At 70.3% G+C, this 25,504-nt stretch carries 24 protein-coding genes; 17 read left to right on the top strand and 7 right to left on the bottom strand.

Going from position 1 to position 25,504, the window contains the following annotated elements; all coding sequences use genetic code 11:
* Window positions 1-16: 16 nt before the first annotated feature.
* Window positions 17-1,573, bottom strand: coding sequence for a tachylectin-related carbohydrate-binding protein (locus ACZ7SW_RS44080; RefSeq protein WP_470236333.1), 1,557 nt, complete (start codon window positions 1,571-1,573; stop codon window positions 17-19).
* Between the two features lie 152 nt (window positions 1,574-1,725).
* The gene (locus ACZ7SW_RS44075) at window positions 1,726-2,202 is read right to left on the bottom strand and encodes a hypothetical protein (RefSeq protein ID WP_470236332.1); all 477 of its coding nucleotides are present in this window, start codon (window positions 2,200-2,202) and stop codon (window positions 1,726-1,728) included.
* Window positions 2,203-2,536: 334 nt separating this feature from the next.
* Between ACZ7SW_RS44075 and ACZ7SW_RS44070 the strand changes: the two genes are divergently transcribed.
* The 8 genes from ACZ7SW_RS44070 (at window position 2,537) to ACZ7SW_RS44035 (ending at window position 9,754) form a co-directional block, all read left to right on the top strand.
* Window positions 2,537-6,553 carry a polymorphic toxin-type HINT domain-containing protein gene (locus ACZ7SW_RS44070; protein WP_470236331.1) on the top strand — a complete coding sequence of 1,339 codons (4,017 nt, stop codon included), beginning with the start codon at window positions 2,537-2,539 and terminating at the stop codon, window positions 6,551-6,553.
* 15 nt (window positions 6,554-6,568) lie between these two features.
* Window positions 6,569-6,946, top strand: coding sequence for a hypothetical protein (locus ACZ7SW_RS44065; RefSeq protein WP_470236330.1), 378 nt, complete (start codon window positions 6,569-6,571; stop codon window positions 6,944-6,946).
* A gap of 47 nt (window positions 6,947-6,993) precedes the next feature.
* Entirely contained in the window at window positions 6,994-7,464 is a 471-nt protein-coding gene (locus ACZ7SW_RS44060; RefSeq protein WP_470236329.1) for a hypothetical protein, read from the top strand.
* The gene (locus ACZ7SW_RS44055) at window positions 7,454-8,134 is read left to right on the top strand and encodes a colicin immunity domain-containing protein (protein ID WP_470236328.1); all 681 of its coding nucleotides are present in this window, start codon (window positions 7,454-7,456) and stop codon (window positions 8,132-8,134) included. Before ACZ7SW_RS44060 ends, ACZ7SW_RS44055 begins: the two co-directional genes overlap by 11 nt.
* On the top strand, window positions 8,131-8,340 hold the full coding sequence (locus ACZ7SW_RS44050) for a DUF6086 family protein (RefSeq protein WP_470236327.1): 210 nt from the start codon (window positions 8,131-8,133) through the stop codon (window positions 8,338-8,340). Before ACZ7SW_RS44055 ends, ACZ7SW_RS44050 begins: the two co-directional genes overlap by 4 nt.
* Window positions 8,340-8,483 carry a hypothetical protein gene (locus ACZ7SW_RS44045; protein WP_470236326.1) on the top strand — a complete coding sequence of 48 codons (144 nt, stop codon included), beginning with the start codon at window positions 8,340-8,342 and terminating at the stop codon, window positions 8,481-8,483. Before ACZ7SW_RS44050 ends, ACZ7SW_RS44045 begins: the two co-directional genes overlap by 1 nt.
* Window positions 8,480-9,178, top strand: a complete 699-nt coding sequence (locus ACZ7SW_RS44040) for a hypothetical protein (RefSeq protein ID WP_470236325.1) — start codon at window positions 8,480-8,482, stop codon at window positions 9,176-9,178. Before ACZ7SW_RS44045 ends, ACZ7SW_RS44040 begins: the two co-directional genes overlap by 4 nt.
* Window positions 9,179-9,361: 183 nt before the next feature.
* Window positions 9,362-9,754: a hypothetical protein gene (locus ACZ7SW_RS44035; protein WP_470236324.1), complete on the top strand. Its 393-nt coding sequence runs from the start codon at window positions 9,362-9,364 to the stop codon at window positions 9,752-9,754.
* A 6-nt stretch (window positions 9,755-9,760) separates the two neighbouring features.
* On the opposite strand, the gene eccCa is transcribed toward ACZ7SW_RS44035, so the two are convergent.
* Window positions 9,761-13,705, bottom strand: coding sequence for a type VII secretion protein EccCa (eccCa, locus tag ACZ7SW_RS44030; RefSeq protein WP_470236323.1), 3,945 nt, complete (start codon window positions 13,703-13,705; stop codon window positions 9,761-9,763).
* Window positions 13,706-13,840: 135 nt separating this feature from the next.
* On the opposite strand from eccCa, the gene ACZ7SW_RS44025 reads away from it, so the two are divergent.
* Genes ACZ7SW_RS44025 through eccD form a run of 6 tightly spaced genes read left to right on the top strand, consistent with a single transcriptional unit; the run spans window position 13,841 to window position 19,258 of the window.
* Window positions 13,841-14,623 carry a WXG100 family type VII secretion target gene (locus tag ACZ7SW_RS44025; RefSeq protein WP_470236322.1) on the top strand — a complete coding sequence of 261 codons (783 nt, stop codon included), beginning with the start codon at window positions 13,841-13,843 and terminating at the stop codon, window positions 14,621-14,623.
* A gap of 34 nt (window positions 14,624-14,657) precedes the next feature.
* Window positions 14,658-15,722 (top strand): WXG100 family type VII secretion target, encoded by a 1,065-nt coding sequence (locus ACZ7SW_RS44020; RefSeq protein WP_470236321.1) that lies wholly within the window; start codon window positions 14,658-14,660, stop codon window positions 15,720-15,722.
* Between the two features lie 3 nt (window positions 15,723-15,725).
* Complete coding sequence (locus ACZ7SW_RS44015; protein WP_470236320.1) at window positions 15,726-17,072, top strand: WXG100 family type VII secretion target; 1,347 nt, start codon at window positions 15,726-15,728, stop codon at window positions 17,070-17,072.
* 5 nt (window positions 17,073-17,077) lie between these two features.
* Window positions 17,078-17,569 (top strand): hypothetical protein, encoded by a 492-nt coding sequence (locus tag ACZ7SW_RS44010; protein ID WP_470236319.1) that lies wholly within the window; start codon window positions 17,078-17,080, stop codon window positions 17,567-17,569.
* The gene (locus ACZ7SW_RS44005) at window positions 17,562-17,885 is read left to right on the top strand and encodes a YbaB/EbfC family nucleoid-associated protein (RefSeq protein ID WP_470236318.1); all 324 of its coding nucleotides are present in this window, start codon (window positions 17,562-17,564) and stop codon (window positions 17,883-17,885) included. Before ACZ7SW_RS44010 ends, ACZ7SW_RS44005 begins: the two co-directional genes overlap by 8 nt.
* Window positions 17,882-19,258: a type VII secretion integral membrane protein EccD gene (gene eccD, locus ACZ7SW_RS44000; protein WP_470236317.1), complete on the top strand. Its 1,377-nt coding sequence runs from the start codon at window positions 17,882-17,884 to the stop codon at window positions 19,256-19,258. Before ACZ7SW_RS44005 ends, eccD begins: the two co-directional genes overlap by 4 nt.
* On the opposite strand, the gene ACZ7SW_RS43995 is transcribed toward eccD, so the two are convergent.
* A complete protein-coding gene (locus tag ACZ7SW_RS43995; RefSeq protein ID WP_470236316.1) occupies window positions 19,248-20,201 on the bottom strand; it encodes an Lrp/AsnC family transcriptional regulator in 954 nt (317 codons plus the stop codon). The two genes, eccD and ACZ7SW_RS43995, sit on opposite strands and share 11 nt — an antisense overlap.
* 95 nt (window positions 20,202-20,296) lie before the next feature.
* On the opposite strand from ACZ7SW_RS43995, the gene ACZ7SW_RS43990 reads away from it, so the two are divergent.
* Window positions 20,297-21,631 carry an MFS transporter gene (locus ACZ7SW_RS43990; RefSeq protein WP_470236315.1) on the top strand — a complete coding sequence of 445 codons (1,335 nt, stop codon included), beginning with the start codon at window positions 20,297-20,299 and terminating at the stop codon, window positions 21,629-21,631.
* Here ACZ7SW_RS43990 and ACZ7SW_RS43985 read toward each other — a convergent pair.
* Window positions 21,576-22,529 (bottom strand): helix-turn-helix domain-containing protein, encoded by a 954-nt coding sequence (locus ACZ7SW_RS43985; RefSeq protein WP_470236314.1) that lies wholly within the window; start codon window positions 22,527-22,529, stop codon window positions 21,576-21,578. The two genes, ACZ7SW_RS43990 and ACZ7SW_RS43985, sit on opposite strands and share 56 nt — an antisense overlap.
* An 85-nt stretch (window positions 22,530-22,614) precedes the next feature.
* Between ACZ7SW_RS43985 and ACZ7SW_RS43980 the strand changes: the two genes are divergently transcribed.
* The gene (locus ACZ7SW_RS43980; protein WP_470236313.1) at window positions 22,615-23,205 is read left to right on the top strand and encodes a putative quinol monooxygenase; all 591 of its coding nucleotides are present in this window, start codon (window positions 22,615-22,617) and stop codon (window positions 23,203-23,205) included.
* Here ACZ7SW_RS43980 and ACZ7SW_RS43975 read toward each other — a convergent pair.
* Entirely contained in the window at window positions 23,147-23,917 is a 771-nt protein-coding gene (locus ACZ7SW_RS43975; protein ID WP_470236312.1) for a MerR family transcriptional regulator, read from the bottom strand. The genes ACZ7SW_RS43980 and ACZ7SW_RS43975 overlap by 59 nt on opposite strands.
* A gap of 53 nt (window positions 23,918-23,970) precedes the next feature.
* On the opposite strand from ACZ7SW_RS43975, the gene ACZ7SW_RS43970 reads away from it, so the two are divergent.
* Entirely contained in the window at window positions 23,971-24,231 is a 261-nt protein-coding gene (locus ACZ7SW_RS43970; protein ID WP_470236311.1) for a hypothetical protein, read from the top strand.
* 75 nt (window positions 24,232-24,306) lie between these two features.
* Here the strand turns inward: ACZ7SW_RS43970 and ACZ7SW_RS43965 are convergent, their stop codons facing one another.
* The gene (locus ACZ7SW_RS43965; protein WP_470236310.1) at window positions 24,307-25,389 is read right to left on the bottom strand and encodes a type VII secretion protein EccE; all 1,083 of its coding nucleotides are present in this window, start codon (window positions 25,387-25,389) and stop codon (window positions 24,307-24,309) included.
* Window positions 25,390-25,504: the final 115 nt, after the last annotated feature.

Here is a 25,504-nt window from a genome sequence, read left to right as displayed (position 1 = left end):
TTCTTCCTTGGAGAGATCAGCTGGCGAGCTTGCAGGAATCGGGAGCCGCGGTTACGTGGATCTCGGTGTTCCAGCCGGAGCCGACGATGACGCCCGCGCCGTCCGGGCCGGACGGCGCCCACGTGTCGGTGTTGTCGGAGAAGCGGTACCAGCGCAGTACTGGGCTCTCCTGGCTGCCCCATGGGTCCTTGCCGTAGCTGCCGCGGCCGTACAGGATGTCCGCGCCCGGCGAGAAGATCTCGCTGAAGATCTGCCAGCCGACGCCCGAAGGCTTGTTCCGCTGGGTCCATTTGGCGGTCGCGAAGTCGTACTTGAACCGGAACAGGTCGCCGTTCGGCTTGCGCGCGTAGAGCACGCCGTCGCCGGCCGCGGTGATCGAGTCGAACCCGCCCCAGCCGGTGTCGACGACGTCGCCGTTGCCGTTGACCCAGGTGTTCGCCGCGTCGTTCCACACGTAGACCTTCAGCCGGGCCTGGTCGTCGATCATGAAGATCCGGCCCTGCTCGTCCACGGTGACCCGGTTGCGGTATTCCGGGGTCAGGTAGCGCTCCCAGCCGCTGCCGACCTCGTTGTTGCCGCTCCAGCCGGTGGCAGGCGAGTACACCCAGCGCTTGAGGATGCCGGTGCCGAACGGGTCGCCCGCGCCGTGGTTGCGGTGGATGTCCCAGATCGTGCCCGCCTTGCCCGCGATCGTCCGCCCGTCCCAGCCCTGGCCGATGTCGTTGCTCGGCACCGTCCAGCCGAGCGTGCCGCCGATCGGGTCGTGGTGGGTGTAGCGCCAGAGCGTGGCGTCGGCCCGGGCGCCCCAGACGACCGCGCCGCCCGGGCAGGACACCGGGGTCGGGACGACGTGCTGGCGGATCCAGTCGCCGAGGTCGTCGACGCGGGTTTCGTAGCTGCCCTGGCGGGTTTCGGTGACCGTAAGGCAGCCGTGCTGCCAGGAAACACTGTGCAGGGCAACGACTTCGGCACTCTGCCCGGACGTCCGGAACGCCGGGCCGCCGGCGTCGCCGAGGCACGTGTCGGCCCCGTCCGCGGACTTGGTCACGACTGTCGAGCCGGTGCCGCTGACGACGGCGAACGGCGCGATCCGCGGCCGGGCGGGCACCCATTCGGTCGCGGTGCGGCCGAAACCCGCCAGCTGCAAGGTTTCCCCCGGCTGCGCGGCGGTGCCGCTCACGGTCGCGAGGGCGACGCCGGTGGCGGGAACGTCGAGCTTCGCGAGCACGATGTCGCGATCGGCCCGGCGGACGACTTTCGCGACCTTGGCGGACTTCCCGGAGCCGGAGCCGAGGTCGGCGTCGCCGACCACGACAGTCGCGGGCTCAGTGGGTTTGCCCAGGTCGCCAGGGGTGAGGCAGGTGGCGGAGGTCAGGATCCAGGAAGGATCGACCAGAACGCCGGAGCAGGCCTTGGTCGCGGTGCTGACTCGGGCGAGATAAGGGTGGGAGCCCGTCGGGACGGCGGTTCCGCCGGAAATCGCGGAGGCGGGGGCGGCGGTGCCGAGAGCGGTGGTCACGAGGAGCGCGGCGACTGCGGACGCCGCGCCGGGTCTGCCATTTTTCGGGCGCACTAAATTTCCCTCTCAAGATTCCGGAACCGGGGCCGCGCGCGGCGGTCCGCCGCGAATGCGGATTGCCGCGCTGGCGCGGAAGAGAAAAGGCGTACGCCGCTATTCGCCGTCGTCCCGAGTGCGGACGGCGGCGAATAGCGGCGTCCGAATCATCAGGAAGAGGTGTTCAGTTCCAAGAGAGTGGCCGGATCGGTCCCGGTGCCCTCGCCGATGCCGGTCCAGCCGTCTTTGACCAGCGGGATCGTGGTGTTCTTGCCGCTGGCCGCGACGGTGGCCTGCGCGGTGTGGCCGCCCGCCCAGGCCTGGTAGGCGTAGGGCACCTCCATGCGCAGATGGCCGGTGGCGCCGGTGATCCGGAAGCAGTAGTGGCCGGGGTCCGCGTCGTGGTCGGCCGAGTTGTAGGCGTGCACCTCGACCATGTTCGCCTCGCTGCCGCACTTGGCCAGCAGGATGTGCCCGTCGCCGCTGATCAGCTTGATGGCCCGGTCCTGGAAGATCTGCGCCGCGCCGGGGTAGGCGTAGTCCTCGACGATCGGCGGCGGCGTGTCGTCGGCGTGCGCCGTGCCGGCCAGGGCGAAGGCGGTCCCTGAAGCGACGACGGCGGCGAGCCCGAGCAGGCGCGTGCGCATTGATTCCCCCTGAGGTCGTAATCGGACGTGACGAAGTCCGCTGCACTGCGGCATTAGAGTGACGAAAGTGCGTCCGACCCCGAGCGGACACGAACGGGACTTTAGCGATGGTTCCAGGGGGCGGTCAACGAGTGCCCGGCGGGATGTCCCGCTGATCGGTGCGAAGGCGGCTGACACCCGATTGCCGCTTACCGGCGATATCGGCGTTCTGCTAATTTCCGTCCAGTCTCGGGGGATTCGAGCGGTGCGGCGCATGCCTTTCTTTTCCTTTCTCGCTGCCCTTTCGTTCCCTGTCCGGCAATCACTTCGTCGTACGCACGGGAGGGCAGGGCGGGTGCGAATCTGGAAATCGGCCGCGCGAAGAGCGCGGGCCGCGATGGTGACCACGCTGGTCGCGGCGGTGGCTTCGGGAGCGGTGACGGTGCCCGCGCGGGCCGCCGAACCGGCCGGGCCGAGCGAACGGGCACAGGTCGTCGCGCTGTGGCAGGCGGGCGGCCCGGCCACGAAGCAGGCCGCGGCCGCGGCGCTCACCGGTTCGGACGACGAGGTCCGCACTTTTCTGGGCAAGGGCAAGGATGTCTCCGCCGAACACGACGACCGGATCAAGACCAGCCAGCTGCTGACCGTCGCCGGGCCGGGCCTGCAGCGGGCGGCGCAAGCGGCCCTGAGCGGCACCGCGGCGGACGTGCGCGCGTTCCTCGCCACCGGATGGCAGGGTCCGTGGCGCGACGACGACCGCGCCCAGGTTTCGCGCTATATCTCCACTGGCGGGCATTGGGTGCGGGTCGCCGGGCAGCAAGCGCTCAGCGGCACCGAGGAGGACGTCCGCAAGTTCCTCGAATCCGGCCGCCAGCGGGCGCAGAACGACGACGACCGGATCAAGGTCACCCAGCTGCTGACCACCGGCGGGCCGGAGGTCAAGAAGGCGGCGAACCGGGCGCTGAGCGGGACCGTCGAGGACGTGCGGGCGTTCCTGGAAACCGGGTACGCACTCGCGGCGGAGCGGGACCAGGAGACCGCGTCTGTCGCGCACCTCGCCGACCTCGCCCGGGCTGCTGGCGAGCAGGCTGCGGCTCAGACCAAGCAGGCGCAGGAAGCCGCGGAGCGGGCGATCCAGGCTGCGCAGCGAGCGAGGGAAGCTGCGGAGCAGGCACGCGACGAAACCGAGAAGGCTAAGGATTCTTCGGTACAGGCGGCTGGCGCGGCCGCACGCGCTGCTTCAGCGGCGCGCGGTGCGGCTGAGGCGGCGAAGACTGCGATCGGTGCGGCTGCGGAGGCCAACCGTGCGTCTCGTGTCGCGGCGAATGCGGCTGCACAGGCTGCGGCGGCCGCGTCGTTGGCTGAGCAGGCTTGCGCACGGGCGTACAACGCGGCTTCGAACGCGGCGGCCGATGGTGCGCATGCGGCTGAGGCTCGTAAAGCTGCGGTAGACGCCCGGAATGTTGCTGAGGGCGCGCGTACTGCGGCGGCTGCCGCGGACGCGGCCGGACGTGCGGCAGAGGCGTCGGGCACGGCTTCGGGTGCGGCGCGGAGCGCGTCTGCCAACGCGGATGCGGCGGCGGCAGCGGCCAGCCAGGCAGCGGGTTACGCGAGGTCGGCCGGGGCTGACGCTCGCCAGGCCGAACAGGCGGCTGCGACTGCCAAAGCCGCTGCGGCCCGGGCGAACCGCGCGGCGAACCGAGCGGAAGCGTTGGCGGGCGAGGCTGCTGCGGCAGCGCGCGAATCCCGTGATGCGGCGAACGCGTCGGCAGCACACGCGGATGCGGCGGCAGCAGCGGCCGACCGGGCCGCGGCTGCGGCCGACGAGGCGAAGAAGGATGCCGCTGAGGCAAAGAAGTACGCCGATGCCGCACAGGTGTCGGCGAACACCGCGACGACGGCGGCCAACCAGGCAGCCCAGCTGGAGAAGACCTCCCGCGATGCGGACGCGGCTCGGTTGGAAGCCCAGAAGGACGCGGCTGTCGCCGATGCGGAAGAAGCTAAGAGCGTCGAGGCGGACCGTACGTCCTCGGCGGAGTGGAAGGCGGGGGAGGCGGCCAAGCGGTCAGCGGAGACCCAACGTCTGCTCGACGAGGCCGCGAAGCCGGAAACGCCTGCGGACACGGTGGTCCTGGACATCCGGAAGGCCGCGGTCGAGCTCCTGGAGACCGGCGGCCCGTGGACGAAGGCGGCGGCCGCCGCGGCACTGGGCGGGGACGAGGCCGGGCTGCGGCAGTTCCTGAACTCAGACCTGCCTAACGCGACGACGCAGGACGACCGGGCGAGCGTGGCCACTCTCGGCGACGCCTCGGACAACACGCGGTTCAAGAACGCCGCCACGGCCGCCTTCGCCGGTTCGCCGCTCGACGTCGCGGAGTTCCTCCGGACGCGGGACTACCCCGGAAAGACGGACGACGACCGGGTCGCGGCCCAGCTGATCCTGAACAACGGCGGCCCGGCGACCAAGGAGGCAGCGAACCGGGCGCTGAACGGGACTCCCGCCGATGTCGCGGAATTCCTGCGCACCGGCCAGTACGTCGCGGCGGTGCACGACGACCGGATCGCGGTGAGCGCGGCGATGACCGCGGGCGGCCCGGAAGTGAAGGCAGCCGCGGAAGCGGCGCTGGCCGGTCCGACGTCGTATCTGCGAAAGTTCTTGCAGACCGAGAAATTCACGGCGCAGCAACGGGATATCGACACCACGACTCACGCCGCGGATGTCCACCGCTTCGTGACTGAAGCGGCGAGTATCGCCGCCACCGCCCGGTTCAACGCCGCGAAGGCCGCCGAAGCCGCTGCGCGGGCCAACAACGCGGCCGAGGACGCGACCAAGGCCGCTGCCGAAGCGGACAAGCAGGCCAACGACGCCAAGACCTATGCCGCGCAGGCCGCCCAATCGGCCGCGGACGCTCAGCGGTCCGCCGACGAAGCGGCGGAATCGGCGCGGCAGGCCCGTTCGGCGGCGCAGAACGCGGGGCGGGACGCGCAGACGGCGGCGCACCAAGCGGCGCAGGCTCGCAGTTCCGCGTCGCGAGCGGGGCAAGCCGCGGCGGCTGCGAACCAGTACGCCGAACAAGCCCGGGCCTCAGCGGTCGCGGCGGGGAAGGACGCGGACGAAGCCGCGGCGGCCGCCGCGGACGCCAAGCGGATCGCGTCGGAGAAGCAGCGTCAGGAAGAGGCCCAGCGTCGCGCCGAGGACGACAAGCGACCCAGCGGGGCTCCGAGCGCCGCCGACGACGACGCGCTCCGAGCGGCGGGCGGCCAGGAACTCGTCGACCAGTACCACCAGGCGCTCGATACCGCGAACAAGAGCGTCATCGACTGGATCATCGAGAACGGCGGCCAGATCCTGGTCGATCTGTTCATCGGCGGCATCAAGGCGTGCATCAGCGATCCGAGCTTCATGAACTGCCTGATGGGCGCGATCGACCTCGCCTCGCTCGGGGTGGCCTTCACGAAGGCGTTCGAGGTCGGCCGTGCGCTCTGGCGGATCGGCAGCGGGATCGGCAAGTTCCTCGCGGAGTCCGAGCGGGCGCAGAAGATCATCCAGAAGGCCAAGGACGTCCTCTTCGGCACGGGAGCGGCCTGCGCGAACAGCTTCCTTCCCGGCACGCCGGTGCTGATGGGCGACGGGTCGAAGAGACCGATCGGCCAGGTGCGCGTCGGCGACTCGGTGCGCGCCGCCGACCCGTTGACCGGACGTGCCGGCAATCGCACTGTCACTGGTCTCATCGTCGGCGAGGGACGCAAGGACCTGGTCTCGGTTTCCGCGGGCGGGGGCACCGTCGAGGCGACGGCGACCCATCCGTTCTGGGTCGGTGCGGCACAGCGCTGGCGCGACGCCGCGGACCTGGCTCCGGGCGACCGGCTGACCGTCGCGGACGGCACGACGGTGCCCGTCACCGGGATCGCCGTCCGCCAGGCGGAGGCGAAGGTCTACAACCTCACCGTCGACGGCCTGCACACCTACTTCGTGTACGCCGGCGACAAGCCGGTGCTGGTGCACAACGCGGCGTGCGTCCGGTTCGTCGTCGACGCGAAGGGCGTGATCAAGGACCTCGACGGGCCGCAGGTCCAGGTTCTGCTGAACAAGGCCGTCGGCGACGGGTTCCGCGACGACGTGGCGGCGTTCCTCCGGAGCAAGGGCCGGACCGTCGTCACCGACGGCGAGAACAAGGCGGCCTTGACGTTCACGACCCCGTACGGCACGCGGACGTTCGACCTCGGGGTTTGGGACAAGGACGGCAAGCTGCTCGGTTATGTCGAAGCCAAGACCGGCGGTTCGTCCTACAATGCCGCGCAGCAGGCCAAAGACGCCTACCTGCAAGCGACGTACGGATTCATTATCAATGTGGTGAGGAACGCTCCATGACGGCGGGGTGCGCGGATGGCGTATGAGATCCACCTGTACTGCAAGACCGGCGGGGTGGCCGCCGCCGCGGGCTTCGCGGCACTGACCGAGGGCGCGGCTGTGCCGGTCGAGAACCGGCACAGCGGAGAAGGCTGGGTTTCCGCGGAGGTGGGCGACGGCTGTCAGCTCGAGTTCTCCGCGGGCACTCCGGTGGTTGCCGCGATGATCGCCGAGCTGGCTCCGAGCGACGAGTCGGGCCGGGTCGGCGCCTCGGACGCGGTAGCGACGCTCACGCTGAGCGGGGAAGTCTCGTGGTCGGCGGTGTCGGCGGTCTGGCGCGCGGCGAAGTCGTTGTGGGACGTGGTTCCCTACGATGACGGTTCCGGTTTCGCAGTGGACCTCGACGCGTTGTGACCGGTGACGGCGGGGATGCTCCCGGCTTCGCGGCTGAGAGCATCCCGGTGGCTCTCGTCCTCGCCGGACCCCGGCGGTTCGCTGATGAATGGCTTGCCGCGCAAGGAAAAGCCGTCATTCCGGTGGTTGCTCCGTCCGGAGTGGACAATGTGGTGCTCGACCGGTTGCGCGCGGGCGCGCGGCTCGTGGGCGCAGACGAGGTGCTGCGCTGCGGTCTCGATCCGGGAGCGGTTCCGGTACGGCTGCCGGTTTCGGAGCTGGAACCGGGCGGGGTCCCGGTGCTGTTCGCCGTTCCTGACCTGTCCGGCGCGGTTCTCGCCAGCGGCGGGGGATACGTGCTGGTGGCGGGCACCTCGTCGTTCCTCGCCGGTGCCGCTCCCGGCGGTGTCGACCGTGCCCGGGCCGGGTTCGGGCGCGTGGCACGGCGATGCCGGGCGGTATCCGGAGCTGCCCGGCATCGCGGCGGAATACCCGCCCCTGGCGCCGGTATGGGCCAAGCGGAGCGAAGTGCCCGCTGATTCCGGCGTGGCGCGGCAGCTGGCCGCGATGGAGTCGTTGGTCCGCCGGGAGTTGTCCGGGCCGGAGTTCTCCCGGACCTGGGGTGCGGCTTGGCGGCTGTCCACCGAACGAGGGGAACGGTTGCAGACCCCGTTCTACGAGGTCTTGGACTACTTGTTCTTCGTGCTGGAGGACTATCCGATCGATCCGGCGCTGCGCGATCCTGGCGACGTGACGGATGAGCAGCTGCTCGCCGAGGTGCGTGCGGCGTTGCGGCGGCTGGCGGCGGCGGAAGGCTTCTCGGCCCGCGGTCCGATGGCGCGGGAAATCCAGCTGTACTGCCGGACCGGCGGACTGAGCGCTGCCGCCGGATTCGAAGCGCTGACCGCGGCGTTGCCGGTTGGGGACCGCCGCGAAGGCGAAGGCTGGGTGTCCGCGAACGTGGGCTGTCAGCTTGAGTTCTCCGTAGTCGCCCCGCTGATTTCGGAGTCCTATTTGGAGACAATCCTGAAAAGCTCTCCAGGCGACGAGCGAGCTCGCGTCGCCGCTGCCGATGCGATCGTGACGCTCAGGCTCAGCGGAGATGTCTTGCGGCCGACGGTAACGGCAGTGCGGCGCGCAGCGAAGTCGTTGTGGGACTTGGTTCCGTACCACAATGGCGTCGGCGAACTTTGCTGGGGGACCGAATGAGCTACATCTTCGCTGTCGGCGACGAGGTCGTCTGGAGTCCGGCGCTCCGGGTCGGCCGGTTGTTCGTGAACATGGCGGTGACGCTCGCGGACAACTTCGATCTGAACATCAGCGATGCCGGGCTGAGTGCGATGGCCGCCGATTACTACTACGTCGATCCGCCCCGGCTCGCCGTGTTCGTCCGGACGAGCTCGACGGCTCGGTGATGACTCATCATGTGTACCGGGAGTTGGCGCGCGGGTTTCTCGGGGTCTGCCTGGTTCTGCTGGAGCGGTCCGGCCTGCCGGTCGACGACGTGCCGCCGGACGTGGCCGGCTGCCGGGATTCGATGCGGAACATCCCGAGTTGAGCTGGCCGGAGCTCCCGCGGTTGAGCCGGTTGTCGTCGCGGGAGCGGTTCGAGTGGCGGATCGGCGGGGGACGGCTGCCGGACGGAACACATCCTTGGGGCTGGAGCGGGTTGCTCACGCTGCTGTTCGACGGGCTGTGGAGCCTCCTCGGTTCCGATGGGCACGGGCTCGACCACCCGCCCTGGTCGGAGGAGGAGAAAGAACGGTATCTGCGCGCGGCCCGCGACGTGCTTTCGCACGTGGAGGAACACAGCCTGATCGAGGCGGACGAGCTGCTGAACCGGCAGTTGTTCCTGTCGATCGGGCTCGCGGGATCCGGATTCCCCTTTCCGGGCAACGGGTATGCTCCGGAGGACGCCATCCGGCGGATCGCGGCTGTGCTCACGCCCGCGCGGATCGAGGAGTGCGAGCGGCTGAGTCCGGGATGGACGAGGTTGTCCACTCCGGAGATCGCCCGGCCGCATCGGGTCAGGCAGCTGATCAAGCTCGCCGGGGAGGTGCGGGAGCACCTCGTCGATCCGGAGATGCGCGCCGTCGTGCTCAGCTGGGACCCGCTGTTCCGAAACTGCCCTGAGAAAGGCCGGAACGCTGAGTCAGCACGAACGCGTGGCCGACGCGTTCACTTCCTCGGCTGGTCCGATCAAGTGCCGAAAATGGTCGCGTCCCGGGGAAGACGAAACAGGCAAGACCGATGAGTTCTTCGTGCCGGTGAGGAAATTCCTGGCCGAGGCACGGCAGCTGACGCTCCCGCCGCCTCCCCCTCCTCCGCAGCGCCAATTCTTCCCGCACGAGCACATCGGCGAGGAAGGCCTGCCGGAGTGAATGCGCGGGAGCCTCAGCGGCCCGTCAGTTTCTGGGATTGGCACCGGATCTCGGACATGTTCTCCTGGCCCACTCGCCGGAAGTCGCTTCCCGCGGAACGGCCGGAGATCCAGTGGCGGTCGATCAAGGTCATGGCGGAATGGAGCGCCGGCCCGCTGTGGTACTTCAATCCGTACACCCACGACGTGCCCACCCCTGTCGACCCGGCTTCGCCGGAGCTGGGATTGAGCGCGGAACTGGCTCGCGACCTCTCCGCGTGGCAGGACGAATGGGAAGCCACCATGAACTGGGCCGACCCGGCCTCGTCCGCGTTCCCGTCGGACGAGGCCGAACGTCGCTTCGACGAGCGCGGCTGGGCACTGGCCCGGCGGCTCCGGAGCGAAGTCCCCGAGGAATGGGACGTGAGCTACTTCAGCTGCCTGTCCAACACCGAAATCGAAATCCCGTGAGCCCGCTCAGTCCTCCACCGGCTTAGTCCACGCAACCTGCACCAATTCCGTCCCATGTCGTCGGGACACCAACGTCCCGCGCCCGGCGGGTTGCGGCGAAGGCTTCACATCGCCCATCAGCGCGCCCTCCTCCTTCCCGCCGGACATGACCAGGCCAGGCGACCCCAGCTCCCGCACCCGCTGGATCACCGCCTCGTACAAGCCCCGCCCGGCACCGCCGGAGGACCGGGCCAGGATCAGGTGCAGGCCGATATCCCGGGCCTGCGGCAGGAATTCCAGCAACGGCAGCACCGGGTTCCGTCCGGCAGTGGCGACCAGTTCGTAGTCGTCGATGACCACGTACAGGTCCGGGCCGCGCCACCAGGAGCGGTTTCGCAGTTGGTCGGGGGTGACATCGGGACCGGGGAGCCGGTTGCGCATCGCGGTCGCGCATTGGTTCACCAAGTCCGTCAGCGTGTTCTCCGCACCGGCGTAGCCGAGCAGGTGCGGTTGGTCCACGACGCCCAGCAGGCCCCGGCGGTAGTCGCCGACCAGGATCAGGGCTTCGTCGGGGGTGTGGGTTTGGCAGATGCCGGTGACGAGGGCGCGCAGCAGCGAGCTCTTGCCCGATTCGACGTCGCCGAAGGCCAGGAAGTGCGGGTCGGTCCGGAAGTCCAGGTGGACGGGGCGCAGGGTCGATTCCGCCAGCCCCAGGGTGATCCGGCCGCGCGGGGCAACGGGGAAGGAGTCCAGCGGGACCTCCGGGGGAAGGAGGCGGACCTGAGGGGCTCGGGGGCCGGTCCAGGACGCGGAGACCCGGCGGACCAGGTCCAGGCCGCCGGCGCCGACGGTTTCCGGGCGTTGGTCTGAGTCGATGCGCGGGAGGGCCGCGAGGAAGTGCAGTTTGTCCGCGGTGAGACCCCGTCCGGGGCGGTCGGCGGGGACGTTTTGGGCCACCTTGCGGTCGATGGAGGAATCCGCCGGGTCGCCCAGGCGCAGTTCGAAGCGGGTGCTGATGGCGTCGCGGAGCTGGGCGCGGGCGCCGATCCACTGGTTCAGCGAGACCAGGACGTGGATGCCGAAGCCCAGACCCCGCTGGGCGAGCGCGGTGATTTGCTCTTCGAGGCGTTCGTACTCCGAGCGGATGGTGGTCCAGTTGTCCACGAAGAGGAACACATCGCCGAACTCGCGGTCGTCGCTGCTTTCGGTGAATTCGTCGCGCCGGCTGCGGAAGGCGGCCATCGACTCGATCCCGTGGGCGGCGAAGAATTCTTCCCGCTGTTCCAGCAAGGTGACCAGTTCCGCGACGACCCGGCGGCAGCGTTGCGGGTCCCGGCGGGTGGCGTAGCCCGAGACGTGCGGGAGGCCGGCGATCGGGGCCAGCGCGCCGCCGCCCATGTCCAGGATGAAGAACTGCACCTCGGCGGGGGTGTGGGTCAGCGCGAGCATCGCCGCGATGTCCTTCATCAATGTCGACTTGCCGCTTTGCGGTGCGCCGACGATCACCGCGTTGCCCGCGGCGCCGGAGAAATCCGCCCACAGCATGTCGCGGCGCTGTTCGAAAGGCTTGTCCACCAACGCGACCGGGATGGTCAGCTTTCCGTTGCCTCCCCAGCCGAGCGGGCACAAACCGCGGCGGGGGTCTTCGCCGATCGGGGGCAGCAGCTGGTCCAAAGTGGGCGGTTCGGCCAGCGGCGGCAGCCAGATCTGGTGCGCGGCCGGGCCTCGTCCCTCCAAACGGGACAGCATCGCGCCGATGATCGTTTCGCCGGTGCCCTTCGCCGGGGCCTCGGCGGCGGGTTGTTCGGAGACTGGTATTTCAACCGGTCCCAGGGTGAACGGCAGAACGCCCAGTTGTTGTCCGTCCGAGCGGACAATCCGGCTGCGTGGCGGGAGTTCGCCGGAGACGTACGCGGCCTTCAGCCGGATCAGGGTGTCGTTGTCGGACTTCAGATACGCCGAACCCGGCACCGGCGGCAGCTGGTAGGCGTCCGCGACACCCAGCACCGCGCGGCTTTCCGCGGCGGAGAACGTCCGCAGGCCGATCCGGTACGACAGGTGCGAGTCGAGTCCGCGCAGGCGTCCTTCCTCAAGACGTTGCGACGCCAAAAGCAGGTGGATTCCCAGGGAGCGGCCTAGCCGTCCAATAGCGACGAACAGGTCGATGAACTCCGGCCGCGAAGACAGCAACTCGGAGAACTCGTCGATGATCACCAGCAGCGACGGCAACGGCTGCAGCGGAGTACCGTCCGCGCGCGCCTTCTCATAGTCGCGCACCGACGCGTAATTCCCGGCTGAGTGCAGGAGTTCCTGCCGCCGCAGCAATTCGCCGTTCAACGCGTCCGCCATGCGGTCGACGAGCGCGAGGTCGTCGGACAGGTTCGTGATCACCGCGCAGGTGTGCGGCAGGTTGGTCATGCCGGCGAACGTCGCGCCGCCCTTGAAGTCGATCAGCGCGAGGTTCAGCTTCTCCGACGAATGCGTGACGGCCAGCGCGGTGACCAGCGTGCGCAGCAGTTCGCTCTTGCCGGACCCGGTCGCGCCGATCACCAGCCCGTGCGGGCCCATGCCGCCCTCGGCGGATTCCTTGAGGTCGAGGTCGACCGGGCGGCCGTCGGGGTTCACGCCCAACGGGATCCGCAGCCGGTCGCGCGCCGGGCGCGGGGCCCAGGTGACGGTCGTGTCGGTGTCGCGCGGGTCGCCGATGCCGAGCAGCCCGGCCAGGCCGAACGTCGAGGACATCGGTTGTTCGCTGACCACCGCGCCGCCGTGGTGCAGCGGCGTCAGCATCCGGGCCAGCGTTTCGGCCGCGCCGTGGTCGAGCCGGTCCGGCATGCCGAGGAACCCGAGCCGCGCTTCGGTGCCGTCGAGCACCACCATGCCCAGCTGGTCAGGTGCGATGTGCAGGCTCAGCAACCGTTCGGACGACGTCGCGCGCGGCTGGTCGCCGCCGACTTCCAGCACAGTCACGCCCAGCCGGCCTTCTTCGGCCAGCAGCCGCGGTTCGCCGTGGGAGTCGCCGCCGTCGACGACGAGGACGATGTGCGGCAGGTCCGCCGCGTTGCCGCGCCGCGAGAACGCCGGGCGGTCGCCGAGATCCGGGCCGAGCAGCTTGGCCAGTTCCGCGGCGTTGTCGGCGAACAGCCGCCGCGGGCCGGTCGCGTCGGCGAGCACCGGCGCGGTGGCGTGCGGCAGCCACTTCGCCCATTCCCAGTCGTGCGAACGGTCCGGGGCGACGCAGAACGCGACGCGCAGGTCGGTCGGGGAGTGGAAAGTGACCAGCTGCGCCAGCACCGCGCGGGTCATCCCGAGCACGTCGAAGCGGCGGCCGGACAGCGTCGCGGCCGCGTACGAGCGCAGCGACACCGAAACCGGCAGTCCTTCGACGGTCGAGAAGGTCTGGATGAAGTGCTTGAGGTTGGTGGAGGAAACCGGGTCCAGCTCCTCCAGCGGCGCGATCTGCGGAGCGCGCAACGGCGTCGCGAGCGGCTGCGGACCGGTGGCCGCGCGCACCATCGCGAACGAGCGGTCGCCGCGGCGGCGGTCCCAGTGCTGGTCGGTTTCGACGTACGCCCACAGGTCCGCCGGATCCGGCTGCTGCGCGATCAGCGTGGCGCGCTGGGAGTCGGCCACCGCGCGCACGCGCGTGCGAAGTCCGGCGAGATACCGCTGGTAGTCGCGGCGCTCCTCGTTGATCTGCGCCTTCTTCGCCATGCCGCCGCGGCCGAGCGACATCACGATCATGCCGCCCATCGCGGTGACGAACAGCGCGCCGAAGATCCAGGTCATCACCCCGCCGTCGCGTCCGATGTAGACGAACGACATCGCGCCCATGCCGAGCATCATCGGCAGGAACATCATGAGCTGCATCACGCCGCCGGAGCCGCTCTTGGGCAGCATCGGCGGCGACTGCAGCATGATCTCCCCGGGCTGCTCGCCGAGCAGGCCAAGGCGGTCGCGCGTGGAACTCATGCCCCGTATTTTGGCCGCCGGTTGTCCGGTCGCGGTGGGTACTTTTGCCGTCCGCTCGCCCGGCGGCGCGAACTTACGCTCTGCGCAGACGCCCCGCACCGGTGCGTCGTTCGCAGCAGACCGGGAGGGAGAGCCATGGGCACGACCGGCGAGTACCGGGCCGAGCCGGAGGCCATGCGCTCCACCGTCGGCAACGTGGGCGCCGTCATCGCCCACGGCATCAACGCCGTCGCGGACCTGGAAAAACTCGTCCTGCAGCCGACGACGTTCGCCAGTTTCGGCAGCGTCGTCGCGGCGGCGAACGAGGCGCTGCACTCGCAACAGGTGACCGCGGTGCGTTCGCTGCTGCAGCTGCTGCAGGAGATCAACGGCCTGGTCAAGCACAGCGCGGACGCTTACCAAAGCGCCGACGAAGCAGTTTCCGACGGCTATGGCGGCGGTCGGTCTGCTGGGTCTTCTACGTCATCGCTGACGTCGATCTGGGGAGCCCCGCACGCCGCGCACCTGGCCGCGGCGGCCATCACCGACAGCACCGGCGCACACGGCGAACCGTCTTCGGTCGGCAACGTGCTGCGCTACCTCGGCGACGCGGAGCTCGGCAGGCTCGCCGAGCATCCGCTGACCGACGCCCGGTTCCACAGCGTCGCGGATTTCAACGACTGGCTCGCCGGCGACGCCGACAATCAGGCGCGCGTCGGCCTGATCGAGGTGTATTCGGGCACCGCGCGCACCTTCGGCGACGTGCCCGGCGGCGTGCACAGCGGCGACGTCGTCGTGGTGGAGCCGCTTCTGCTGCCCGACCACCACCCCGTGATCGGAGTCGCCGGGGACGGCGGCGCCCTCTACAACCACGGCCTGCTCGACCCGGGCCTCGGCGGACTGGCCAAGGTCAGCGTGTACCGGCCCGCCTCCGTCTGACCCCGACCCCCCGACCAAGTGAGGTCCGAAGCCGATGTTCTTCCCGAACTCCAGCGCGATGGACGCCACCGCGACCAGCGGCGGCCCGATCACCGTGCTGCCGCAGATCGTCACCGGCCAGCCCGAGCAGATCGCCAAGCACGTCCTCGACCTGCTGCACAAGGCCGCCGAGCTGACCTCTCTCTACACCGAGCTGAGCAAGGCCGCCGACCAGCTCGGCAAGGTCTGGTCCGGCGGGGCGTCGGAATCGGCGCTGCGGAAGATCTCCCATTCGCTCGAGCAGCTCACCAAGATCATCAACGTGATCGAGAAGGGCGCTGAGCTGCTCGGCGTCTCGGGCACGCTGGTGAAGACGGCACAGGAGGCGTACCGGTCGGTGGTCGCGGCGGTGAACCCGACCGTCGCGTCGCTGATGTCGAACTGGTGGACCTACGGTGCCGCGGTCGCGCTTTCCACTGCCACCAGCGCCACGCTGCGCGGATTCATCACCGCGGTGGGCGGTCTGCTGAAGGCGCTCGGCGCTGGCGACCTCGCCAACCAGATCACCCAGGTCGCGACGATCATCGGCGACCTCGAAAAGCTGTTCCACCACGGTTCTTCCGACGCCAACGGCGCGGCGGGCAACGCGGCGGTGTCCGGCACTCCGGTCACCGCGCCGCAGATGCCCGCGCCGGTCGCGAGCGCGTCCGGGCAGGCGGCGATCGGCGGCAGCGGCGGGGGAGTGCCTGGAGGCAACCCGTCGTTCACGAACTACACGCCGCCCGCGCTGTCCAACGGCGGCTGGCCGTCGGGCAGCGGCACTGGCGCAGGCGGTTGGCCGTCCGGCGGCGGTGCCGGGACGGGGGCGAATCCGGGGAACAGCTGGATCCCCGTGGACCACCCGGCTCCGGCCCCGGCTCCCGCGCCTTCGGTGCCTTCCGTGCCGTCGGTGCCGGGACAGTCGACCGGCGCGCACGAGGTCGTGATCCACACCGACCTGAACACCGGCCAGTCGACTGTCGAAGCTCCGGCCGGGCAGGACGTGGACATCGATGTCGACGTCACCTACCAGGGCAAGCACTTCCAGCAGCACGTCGACATCGACGCGAAGGGCGCGTAGCCGATGGCCGTGGACGCGTCCGGAGTCGTCAGCTCGGTGCTGTCGAACTACCGGCAGGTGCTGGTCGAATACCAGCGCCGGGTCACTGGCGACCCGGCGGCGCTTGAAGCGGCGGCGAACCGCTGCGGCACCAACGCGTCCACGATTACCGGCAAAGCCACTGAAATCGCGGACGCTGCCACGGCATTGCACGCAGACTGGGACGGCGCTGCGTACACCGCATACGCGACAGCGGCATCCGATGTCGCGCACGCGCTGACGGAGGACGGCACGAAGCTGGCCGATCAGGGCAAGCGGTTGTCGATGGCCGGACAACTGTTGCGGTGGGCGCGCTCTGGCGTTGACTCGGTTCTCTCGCAGTTCGAGCAGTACGGCACGCAGCTCATCAACCAGGCGCGCTCGGCGGATCCGAACGCGGTGGGCGCTTTTATCGCCGCGGCAAGGGATTTGGGCGAGCAGGCGGTCGCGGCGGCCGGTCAGGTCGCCGACGAACTGTCGGACGCGTTGGCGGAGCTGTTACCCGCGCCGTGGGCCGGGCCGATGAGCAAGCCGGGCAAGCTGGGCAAACGCAATTACGGTCCGCTGTCCTGGGTCAACGGCGACACGCTCGACGGACGGAAGCGGCCACGGTCGGCGCCGTCGTGGTTCGGCAATTCCGGCTGGAAGAAGCTGACCTGGAACGGGCTGGAAGGCACTCGCGCGCCGAAGAAGGCCGACACGCCCTTCGGGCAGCCGAAGCAGAAGAGCGAGATCGCCCGCGCCACCGAGATCACCTACTACAAGACGGCGCACGAGCAAGACGGCTTCATTCCGGAGTACGACGGGAAAATCTCCTCGCAGGGCTGGGACGCGAAGGCGTCCGGCCATGCCGAACTGGGCTTCCGCGAAGACATCGGGACCAGCGGAAGCTACGGCGTCGCGCACGGCAGTGCTCGCGGTTCCGCGTTCGCCGGCGGCGAGGTCAGCGCTTCGGGACAGCTTGGGGTGCACGGGCTTGGCGTGCATGCCAACGCGTTCGCCGGCGGCAAGCTGGAGGGGCAGGTCGCCGCGGATGTCGCGGGTGTCGGCGTCGGCGCGAGCGGGAGTGTCCAGTATGGAATCGGCGCTCAGCTCGACGGGCAGTTCGTGTATGACAACGGCCATCTGAAGATGAACTTCAAGGCCGGTGCCGCGCTGGGGCTCGGCGCCGGGCTCGGCGCGAAGATCGACATCGACCTGCCGAAGGTCGGTGCGGCGGTCAGCGAATACGGCGGCGCGGCGGTCGACGCGGTCGGCCACACGGCGAGCGAGGCGGCGGACGCGCTGGGCGGGGCTTGGGACGACGCCGTGCAGTATGTGGGTTCGTGGTGAGCGCCATGGCGGACCTGGTGACGCTTCCGCTGGGCTTCGACGTCCCCGAGGGCTGGACGCCGGTGCCGCCGATCGCGCCCGGCCTGGTTTTCGTCGCGGTGCACCCGAAACCGGTCGCGGACTTCACGCCGAACATCACGCTCGGCATCCAGCAGCGCCAGGATTCCCCGCCGATGAAGGACATCGCCGAGGAGGCGGTCGAACGGCTCGGCCGGACGATGGCGCTGCTGGACGTCCTCGACCGCAAGGAGGTCGGCAGTCCCGCCGCGCCCGGCTGCACCCAGACGGTGCGGATGCGTACCGGCGAGGGCCAGGACCTGCTGCAGATCCAGGTGTTCCTGACCGTGCCCGGTCCGGCCGGGCGGGTCGTGCTGGAGCTGGTCTGCACGGCCGATCCGCAGGACGCGCGCACGCTCGTCCCCGATTTCCGGAAGTTCGTCGCCAGCGTGCACGTCCGCCGGGAAACCCCGCAGGAGAAGGAGAACGACGGTGACTGAACCGTATGCCGTGCCGGACATGGACGAACTGCTCGCGCAGGTCCGCAAGCAGACCGAAGAGGTGCAGCGGATCCAGCGCACGGTCGAGGCGATGGAGGTCAAGGCCGCCTCGCGGCAGAACGAGGTGACCGTGACGCTGCGCGGCGACGGCCGGTTCACCTCGGTCGACATCGACCAGCGCGCGATCCGCGAGTACGACGCGCGCACGCTGTCGGAGATCGTCCTCGAAGCGGTGAACGCGGGCCTGCGGAAGCTTGCCGAGGCGAGCAGCGCGAAGTTCGCCCCGGTGATCGAGGCGTCCAGGTCCCAGCAGTGAGCGCGCCGGCCGTCGCCGGGTCGACCCGGCGCGTCACGATCGTCACCCCGCGCGCCAGGGTGGACGTCGCGCTGCCGCAGCAGAGCACGTTCGCCGAACTGGTGCCGCAGCTGGTCCGGCTCGCCGGGGCGGCCGGGCAGGCGTCGGCCGAGCATCCGGGCTGGGTGCTGTCGCGGCTCGGCGGCGCGCCGCTCGCGCTCGGGCTCACCGTGGCCGCCGCGCAGGTGCGCGACGGAGAGGTGCTGCACCTGACCCCGCGGGAACGTCCGCGGGGTCCGCTGCTGTTCGACGACGTGGTGGACTCGATCGCGAGCGTCGGGGAATCCGCGTCGACCGCGTGGGGGCCGAAAATCGCCCGGCGGGCCGGGATCACGGCGGCCGCGGTGCTCTTGTTCGCGGGCGGTTTGCTGATCCAGGCCTCGCTGGCGGGCAGCGTGCTCGCGCCGATCGGCACCGGGCTGCTCGCGATCGTGCTGCTGCTCGGCGGCGGCGCGTTGAGCCGGGCGTACGGCGATTCGGGCGCGGGCGCGGCCGGTGCGCTGGCCGGGGTCGGGGTGGCGTTCCTGGCCGGAATGTCTTTGCTGCCACCGCATTCGATGTTCTCGCTCTCCGCCGGGCCGCTTGCCGCCGGGCTGGCCGCGGTGACTGTTTACGGTGTTCTGGCGGCGGTTTCGGTCGCGGATCGGTTGCCGTTCTTCGTCGCGGTCGTCGGTTCGGCCGGGATCGGCGCGATCGCGACCGGCGTGGTGTTGCTGACTGGTGCGAAGCCGGTTGCCGCCGCGGCTGTCGCGGCAGTGCTCGCGACGGCGTTGGCGGCTGTCGCGCCGATGCTCGCGCTGCGGCTGGGCCGGATGCCGCTCCCGCGCGTGCCGGACGACATGGAATCCTTCCGTGCCAACGAACAACCGTCGCTCGGCGTGGAAATGGCCGGGCGGACCACGTATGCGCAGGCGTTGCTCACCAGCCTGCTGGTGGCGCTCGGGCTGGTGGTGATCGGTTCGTCGATCGTGCTCGCCACCGGCGGGGCGTGGGAAGCCGGGCTGGCCGCGCTGCTGGGGACGGCGTGGATCCAGCGGTCGCGCTCGTACGCGGGCCGCACGCAACGGCTGGTGCTGGTCGGTTTCGGCCTCGTCACCCTGCTGATCGCGGGTTTCTGGCTGATCGCGGACAACCAGCGGATCGCGCTGCTCGCCGTCGGGCTGGCGCTGGTGCTGGCCGCGGTGGTGTCGCTGTTCTACGCGACGCGGGTCGCGCGTGGGGTGCGGTCGCCGTATTGGTCGCGGTTGCTGGATATCTCGGAATTCCTGGTGCTGCTGTCGCTGGTGCCGTTCGTGGCGTTGATCGCCGGGGTGTACGAGGCGGTCAGCGGCTGAGCGGGCTGGCGGCTTTCAGCGTGCGCAGGACCGGTGCGGTTTCGCAGGACCGGATGCCGGGCAGCGCGCCGAGTCGGTGCGTGAGATACCGGTGCAGCGCTGGGGGATCGGCGCAGAGCGCGTGCGCGAGCAGGTTCGTCGGCCCGGTGGTCGCGGCGACGATAGCTAGTTCGCGGTGGGTGGCGAGTTCGGTGGCGACGGCGTCGAGATCGGCGGGGGCTACGGCCATCCACAGCAGAGCTTGCGTGGTCGCGCCGAAGAGCCGGGCGTCGATTTCCACGTCGAAATAAAGGGCTTCCGCCGCGCGCAGGTCGGCGATCCGGCGCGCGACGGTCGCGGCGGACCAGCCGGTGACGGCCGCCAGTTCGGTTTGCCCGAGGCGGCCGTCCCGCTGCAGCGCGGTGAGCAGCGGTTCGTCGGCCGGGGTCGCGTTTGTGTGGGTCGCGCGGGTTTCCGGTTCCAGCTGGCGGCGCTGGGCGTCGGTCAGGACGTCGGCGCGGCCTTGCCAGGCGGTGGGGCCGCCGTGGTACAGGTGCAGCAGCTGGTGCGCGGAGACCGCGGTGATGCCGGTCGTGCGCGGGATGTCGTGCAGCAGTAGGCCGTGTTCCGGCGTGGAGTCGTTGGCAGCGTGGACGATGACGCAGATTTCCGTACCGCCACCGGCCAGTTTGACCCAGGTCGTATCGGTGCGCCGGACGAGCGCGTCGGCGACCCGTTGCGCGACTGCCGGGACCACGGTGAGCCGCACGAGCCACTGCGTCTGTCCGGCGCGATGCGGTGCGGCCAGCCCGACGACGCGCAGTCCGGCTTCGGCGCGCAACCGTCGGTAGCGGCGGGCGACGGTTTGCGTCGAGACGCCCAGGACGGTGCCGATCCGCGCGAACGGGGCGCGGCCGTCGAGCTGGAGCGCGTGGACGAGGGCGTGATCGAGGTCGTCGAGCATGGCTTGATTCTGCACCAGACTGTCCTGGGTGGAAGATTTTCGCTCGTTATGCCCGGTGGCTGGAATCCGGTGGGGAAGCTGCCCAGGCTGGCCGCATGCCGAACGATTCACGCCGCTGGGCCGCGCTCGCGGTCCTGCTCGTCGCGGAAGCGATGAACCTCCTCGACACCACTATCGTCCAGGTCGCCGCGCCCGCGGTGCACGCCGAACTGGGCGGCGCGCCCAGCATGATCTCCTTCTCCACCGCCGGGTACACGCTGCCCTTCGCGCTCCTGCTGATCACCGGCGGACGCCTCGGCGACATCCTCGGCCGCCGCCGCACGTTCCAGCTCGGCGTCGCCGGTTTCGTAGTCGCCTCGGCTTTGTGCGCGGCCGCCACCACGCCAGGGTTCCTGCTGGTTTTCCGCGCGCTGCAAGGAGCTTCGGCGGCCTTGGTGATCCCGCAGACGATCGGGCTGATCCGCGTCCTGTTCGACGGCGCGGCCCGGGCGCGGGCGCTCGGCATGATCGGCCCGGTGATGGGACTGGCCGCGGTGAGCGGTCCGGTCCTGGGCGGACTGCTGACCGACGCCTGGACGTGGCGGTCGGTGTTCCTGGTGAACGTCCCGCTCGGACTCGCCGTGCTCGCCGCGTCCGGGCTGCTCGCCGAAGACCGGTCCGCCGCCCGGCCGCGGCTCGACCTGCTCGGGACCGGCCTGGTCGTCGTGGGCGCCGGGCTCGTGGTCTACCCGCTGCTCACCCGCCGGAACGGCTACCTCGTCGCCGCCGGAGTGGTGGTGCTCGTTATTTTTGCTCTACAGCAACGCTTTCACGGCAACTTGATCGAGCGCAGCCTGTTGCACGGCCTGGGATTCCCCGCTGGGCTGGTCACGTCAGTGCTGTTCTTCGCCGTGATGACCGGCCTCACCCAGGTTGTCGTCCTGTTCCTGCAACTGACCCAGCACGCCGACGCCCGGACCGCCGGACTCTCGTTGCTGCCGTGGTCAGGCGGCTTGGCCGTATCGTCCTTTGTGGCCGGACGCTGGCTCGTCCCGCGCCATGGCACCCGGATTCTCTTTGCTGGCGTGGGTTTTCTGGCCGTCGGCATTGCCGGGATCGCGCTGGGTTGGCCGCTGTCGCTCCCGCTCCCGCTCCCGCTCGCGGTCGCCGGAACCGGGACCGGGCTGTTCACCGTGCCGTTCTTCACCGCCGCGCTGGCGCTGGTCCGCCCCTCGGAGACGGGTTCGGCGGCCGGGCTGCTGAACGCCGTGCAGCAACTCGGCGGAACCATCGGAGTCGCGGTGCTGACCACGGTTTTCCTTGCCACGGACCTGAAAGCCGCGTGCTGGACGGCGGTCGGCCTGACCGTCGCGGCCGGGTTGACCGCGATCGGGCTCATTCGCGGAACGCGCGCCGGTAGTCCGTCGGAGCCGTCCCGAGCCGGAGTGTGAAATGGCGGCGGAGGTTGGCCGCCGAGCCGAGGCCGCTGCGTTCGCCGATCAGGCCGATCGGCAGGTCGGTGGATTCCAGCAGGCTGCGAGCGTGCAGGACGCGCTGGTCGAGCAGCCATTGCAGCGGCGTGGTCCCGGTGGCCTCGTGGAACCGGCGGACGAACGTGCGCGGGCTGACTCCGGCTTGGCGGGCCAGTTGCTCGACGGTCAGCGGCTGGTCGAGGTGCCGCGTCGCCCAGTGCAACACCGGGCCGAGCCCGGCGTCGTCGGTCTCCGGCACTGTCGCGGAGACGTACTGCGCCTGGCCGCCGCCGCGATGCGCGGGCAGCACCATCCGGCGCGCGACCTCGTTGGCGACGTGCGCGCCGAGGTCGCTGCGCACGACGTGCAGGCAGAGGTCGATTCCCGCGCTGCGCCCGGCGCTGGTGAGCACCTGCCCGTCGTCCACGTACAGCACCGACGCGTCGACCTGGACCCGCGGATGCAGCATGGCGAGCGTGGCGGCGTACATCCAATGCGTCGCCGCGCGCCGGCCGTCCAGCAGCCCCGCCGCCGCGAGTGCGAACGCGCCGGTGCACAGAGAAACGATCCGCGCACCCGCCTCCGCCGCGTCTTGGACGGCGTTGACCAGAGCCGCTGGGATGGTCTGTCCAGTTTGGACATACGTGTACGGCAAGGCGGGGACCAGCACGGTGTCGGCGTCCTTGAGCGCGTCGAGACCGTGACTGGTGTGGTGCCGGAAGCCGAACTCGGTGCGGGTTTCCGGCTTCGCCGCGCAGAACCGCAGCTCGTACCAGGGGTCGGCGAGGTCGGTCCGGGACGGCCCGAACACCTCCGCCGCGATGGCCAGCTCGAACAGCGGCATGTCGTCGACCAGCGCGACCGCGACGGTTCGCATGGGTTCGAGGATACGGTAGGAATTTTGCGAAAGGAGTCAGTCCTGCCACTCGCTCTGATTCCGGCCGGATGGCAGATTCGCTGCGGTGACCGCCGTGGAACTCCGCCAGTACACCCTCCGGCCCGGGCACCGGGACGTCCTGATCGACCTGTTCGACCGCGAGCTGCTGGAACCGCAGGAGGCCGCGGGCTGCGCGGTCGTCGGCCAATTCCGCGACGAGGACGACCCGGACCGGTTCGTGTGGTTCCGTTCCTTCCCGGACCTGGCGGCCCGGCACGCCGCGCTGACCGCGTTCTATCTCGAAGGCGAGGCCTGGCGGAAACACCGCGACGCCGCGAACGCCACCATGCTCGACAGCGACAACGTCCTGCTGCTCCGCCCCGAAGCCGACTTCCCGCCGTTGTCCCGGCCGCTCGACGCGGCGGCACCGGCATCGCGAATCTTGGTCCTCATCGGCCCGGCTTCTAGCGACTTCCCTGAGCCGTTCGCTTCCTTCGTCACCGAGCCAGCGGAGAACACCTTCCGCGCGCTGCCGGTGCGGGAAGGGGAGAACGTCCGCGTGGGGGTCTGGGTTTTCCCCGACCTCGCCGCACTGCGGACGTTCGAACGCAGGTTGGCTATGCCTGGCGTGCAGCGGCTTCGCTTGGCTCCGACGGCGCGTTCTTCGCTTCGCTGACCCGCTGGGCGACCAGCTGATCGAGGCGGTTCCACGCGGGGCTGTCGAGATGCCCGGCGAGAAGCTCGACGACCTGGCGGGGCACTTCCCGGAAGCCCGGCAGATCAGACGGCAACGTCATCCGCTGCGCGAGTGCCGCGGCGGTGCCGGCGATCGCGGCCAGCCTCGGGTCGTCGGGACTCCAGTCGATCGCCTCGTCGTAGCCGCGCAGGACTTCGACGTACTCCGGGTCGTCCAGCAGCGCGACGCGGCTGGCGAGGATGGCGCGGCTGATGTCCGGGGCCAGCGCGCAGGCGAGGATCCAGCCGTCGCGGATCGCGCGCTCGTGGCGTTCGGACAGCCCGACCGGTTTCAACCGCTCCATGAACGCGACGGCTTCGGGCGGGAGGCAGAGCCGATCAGGTCGATCGAGGTCCCGCAGCCGGACGCGGCGTTGTTCGAGCTGCCGGATCTTCTCGCGCAACTCGGCGTCGATCCGGTCCAGCTGGGCGGAGGTCTCGTCGGCGTTCAGCACCTGGGGAATGCGCGCCAGCGGGACGCCGGCCTGGGCGAGCGTGACGATGCGGGCCAGGTCGATGACCGCCTGCGCGTCGTAACGGCGGTACCCGGAGGCGTCGCGTTCCGGCTCGGGGAGGAGCCCTTTGGCGTGGTAGACGCGGACAGCCTTGGCCGAAACCCCGGCGTGGCGAGCGAGCTGGCCGATGGTGAGCATGCTCCAGTATCGCGCTTGACCTTGTCCCTGGGGCAAGGTTGGAAGCTGGCGGCATGGCTGATTACGACACCCTGCGCGCGCTTGCCGACGAGGGGAACGAGACCGCACTGGACCGCCTCGCCGACCTCGCCGACGGCCGCGACGACCTGGCCGAGCTGTCGGAGCTGCTGGACGAGGGCAGCGAACGCGCGGGCCGGTTGCTGACCCGGCGGGCGGTGGAGAAGCGCGATCTGCGGGAGCTGCAGCGGCTTTCGGACGCGGGGAGCGGTGCGGCGGAGAGCGAACTGGAGCGGCTGCTTCGCCAGGGGGAATGAACTTCTTCGCGCTGAGTCACCCGTTGCCCGCACGGCTGGCAGCCGCGGAAGCCAGCCGTCGGGCGTCGGGTGCGCTCAGGTCAGCGCGAGAGGCAACGTCCTCCGCACCGCGGCCCCGTGCTCCCCATGCAACGGAACCACCGAAACCCCCTGCGGCACCGGCGCTTCCTCCGCCCGAGCCCCCACCCGGATGGTCAGCTCCAGCTTCTCCCGCCCGCCCGGAGTCCGCCGCAACGTCGCGGACGTAGCGGTGAACGCCGCCCCCGGCACCGCCACCCCGAGCGTGCGGGCAAGACCTCGCGCAGACCGCGGCGAGTAGCACGTCTGCGTGAGCCCGCCCCACTTCCACGCGCGCCACAAATCCCCGTCGGACTCCGGGGCACCGGTCGAAACACCCAGCGCCACCCGAAGCTCGTTGGTCAGCTCGCCGGCCTCCAGCACGGTCGACGGATACCCCGTCTCCGCCAGCGCCACCATCAAGCTCAACGCCGCACTCGCCGTGCTCCGCAACGCACCCAGCTCACCGCCGCCCCGGGCGAGGGCGGCGATCGGCGCGTCTTCCGGCCGGTAGCGCACCGCGAGCCAGCGCACCCGGTACACCCGCGAATCCCTTGGCACCGCCCAAGTCAGCAACTGCACGGCGGCCAGCGGGATGTCCGTGTTCTGGAACGTCGTGCGGAGGATCGCCAGCAGCTCGTCGGTCGACGGCTCGCCGGCGCCAGGGGTGAGGCGGACGATCGCGCTCCAGTCGCCGTCGACCTCGGCGACGCCGAACCGGTTGCCCGCGCGGTCGACGTGCTGGCGGACCTTCACCGGACCGGCGACGCGAAGCAGCGCGTCCGGGCTGTAGCGGCGGCTGTCGTGGCGACGCAGGCGATGTGCGAGCCACGTCCACGCCCAGCCCGCGAAATGCCGTCCGGCGACGCGCACCGACGTCGTCACCACCAGCAGCCCGGCCAGCGCGGCGACGGTGATCCGCACCGGCTGGGCCAGACCGTGCACGGTGAACGCCAGCAGGATCGCCAGCGCGGCGATCTCCCACCCGGCCGCCTGCAGCGGACGGATCGGCAGCAGCCACGGCCACGGCGCGGTGCCCGAAATCCCGGGGGTCCCGGGAGCGCGGGCGTGAGCCGGGGCAGGCGGCGCGGACACGGACAACGCATTCCCCTCTTCCCCGGGCAGCGACCCGGCCCCGCGAACGCTAGCGTCCCCGCGCGGGCGCGTGGGCGTAAAAATTACCCTCGTGCGCGCCGGAGGAGCTGTCTAGCCTGCG

It is taken from the genome of Amycolatopsis sp. NPDC114484, from assembly GCF_055633755.1.
The sequence above is the reverse complement of the archived record's forward strand: the minus strand, read 5'-3'. Positions and strand labels throughout refer to the sequence as shown.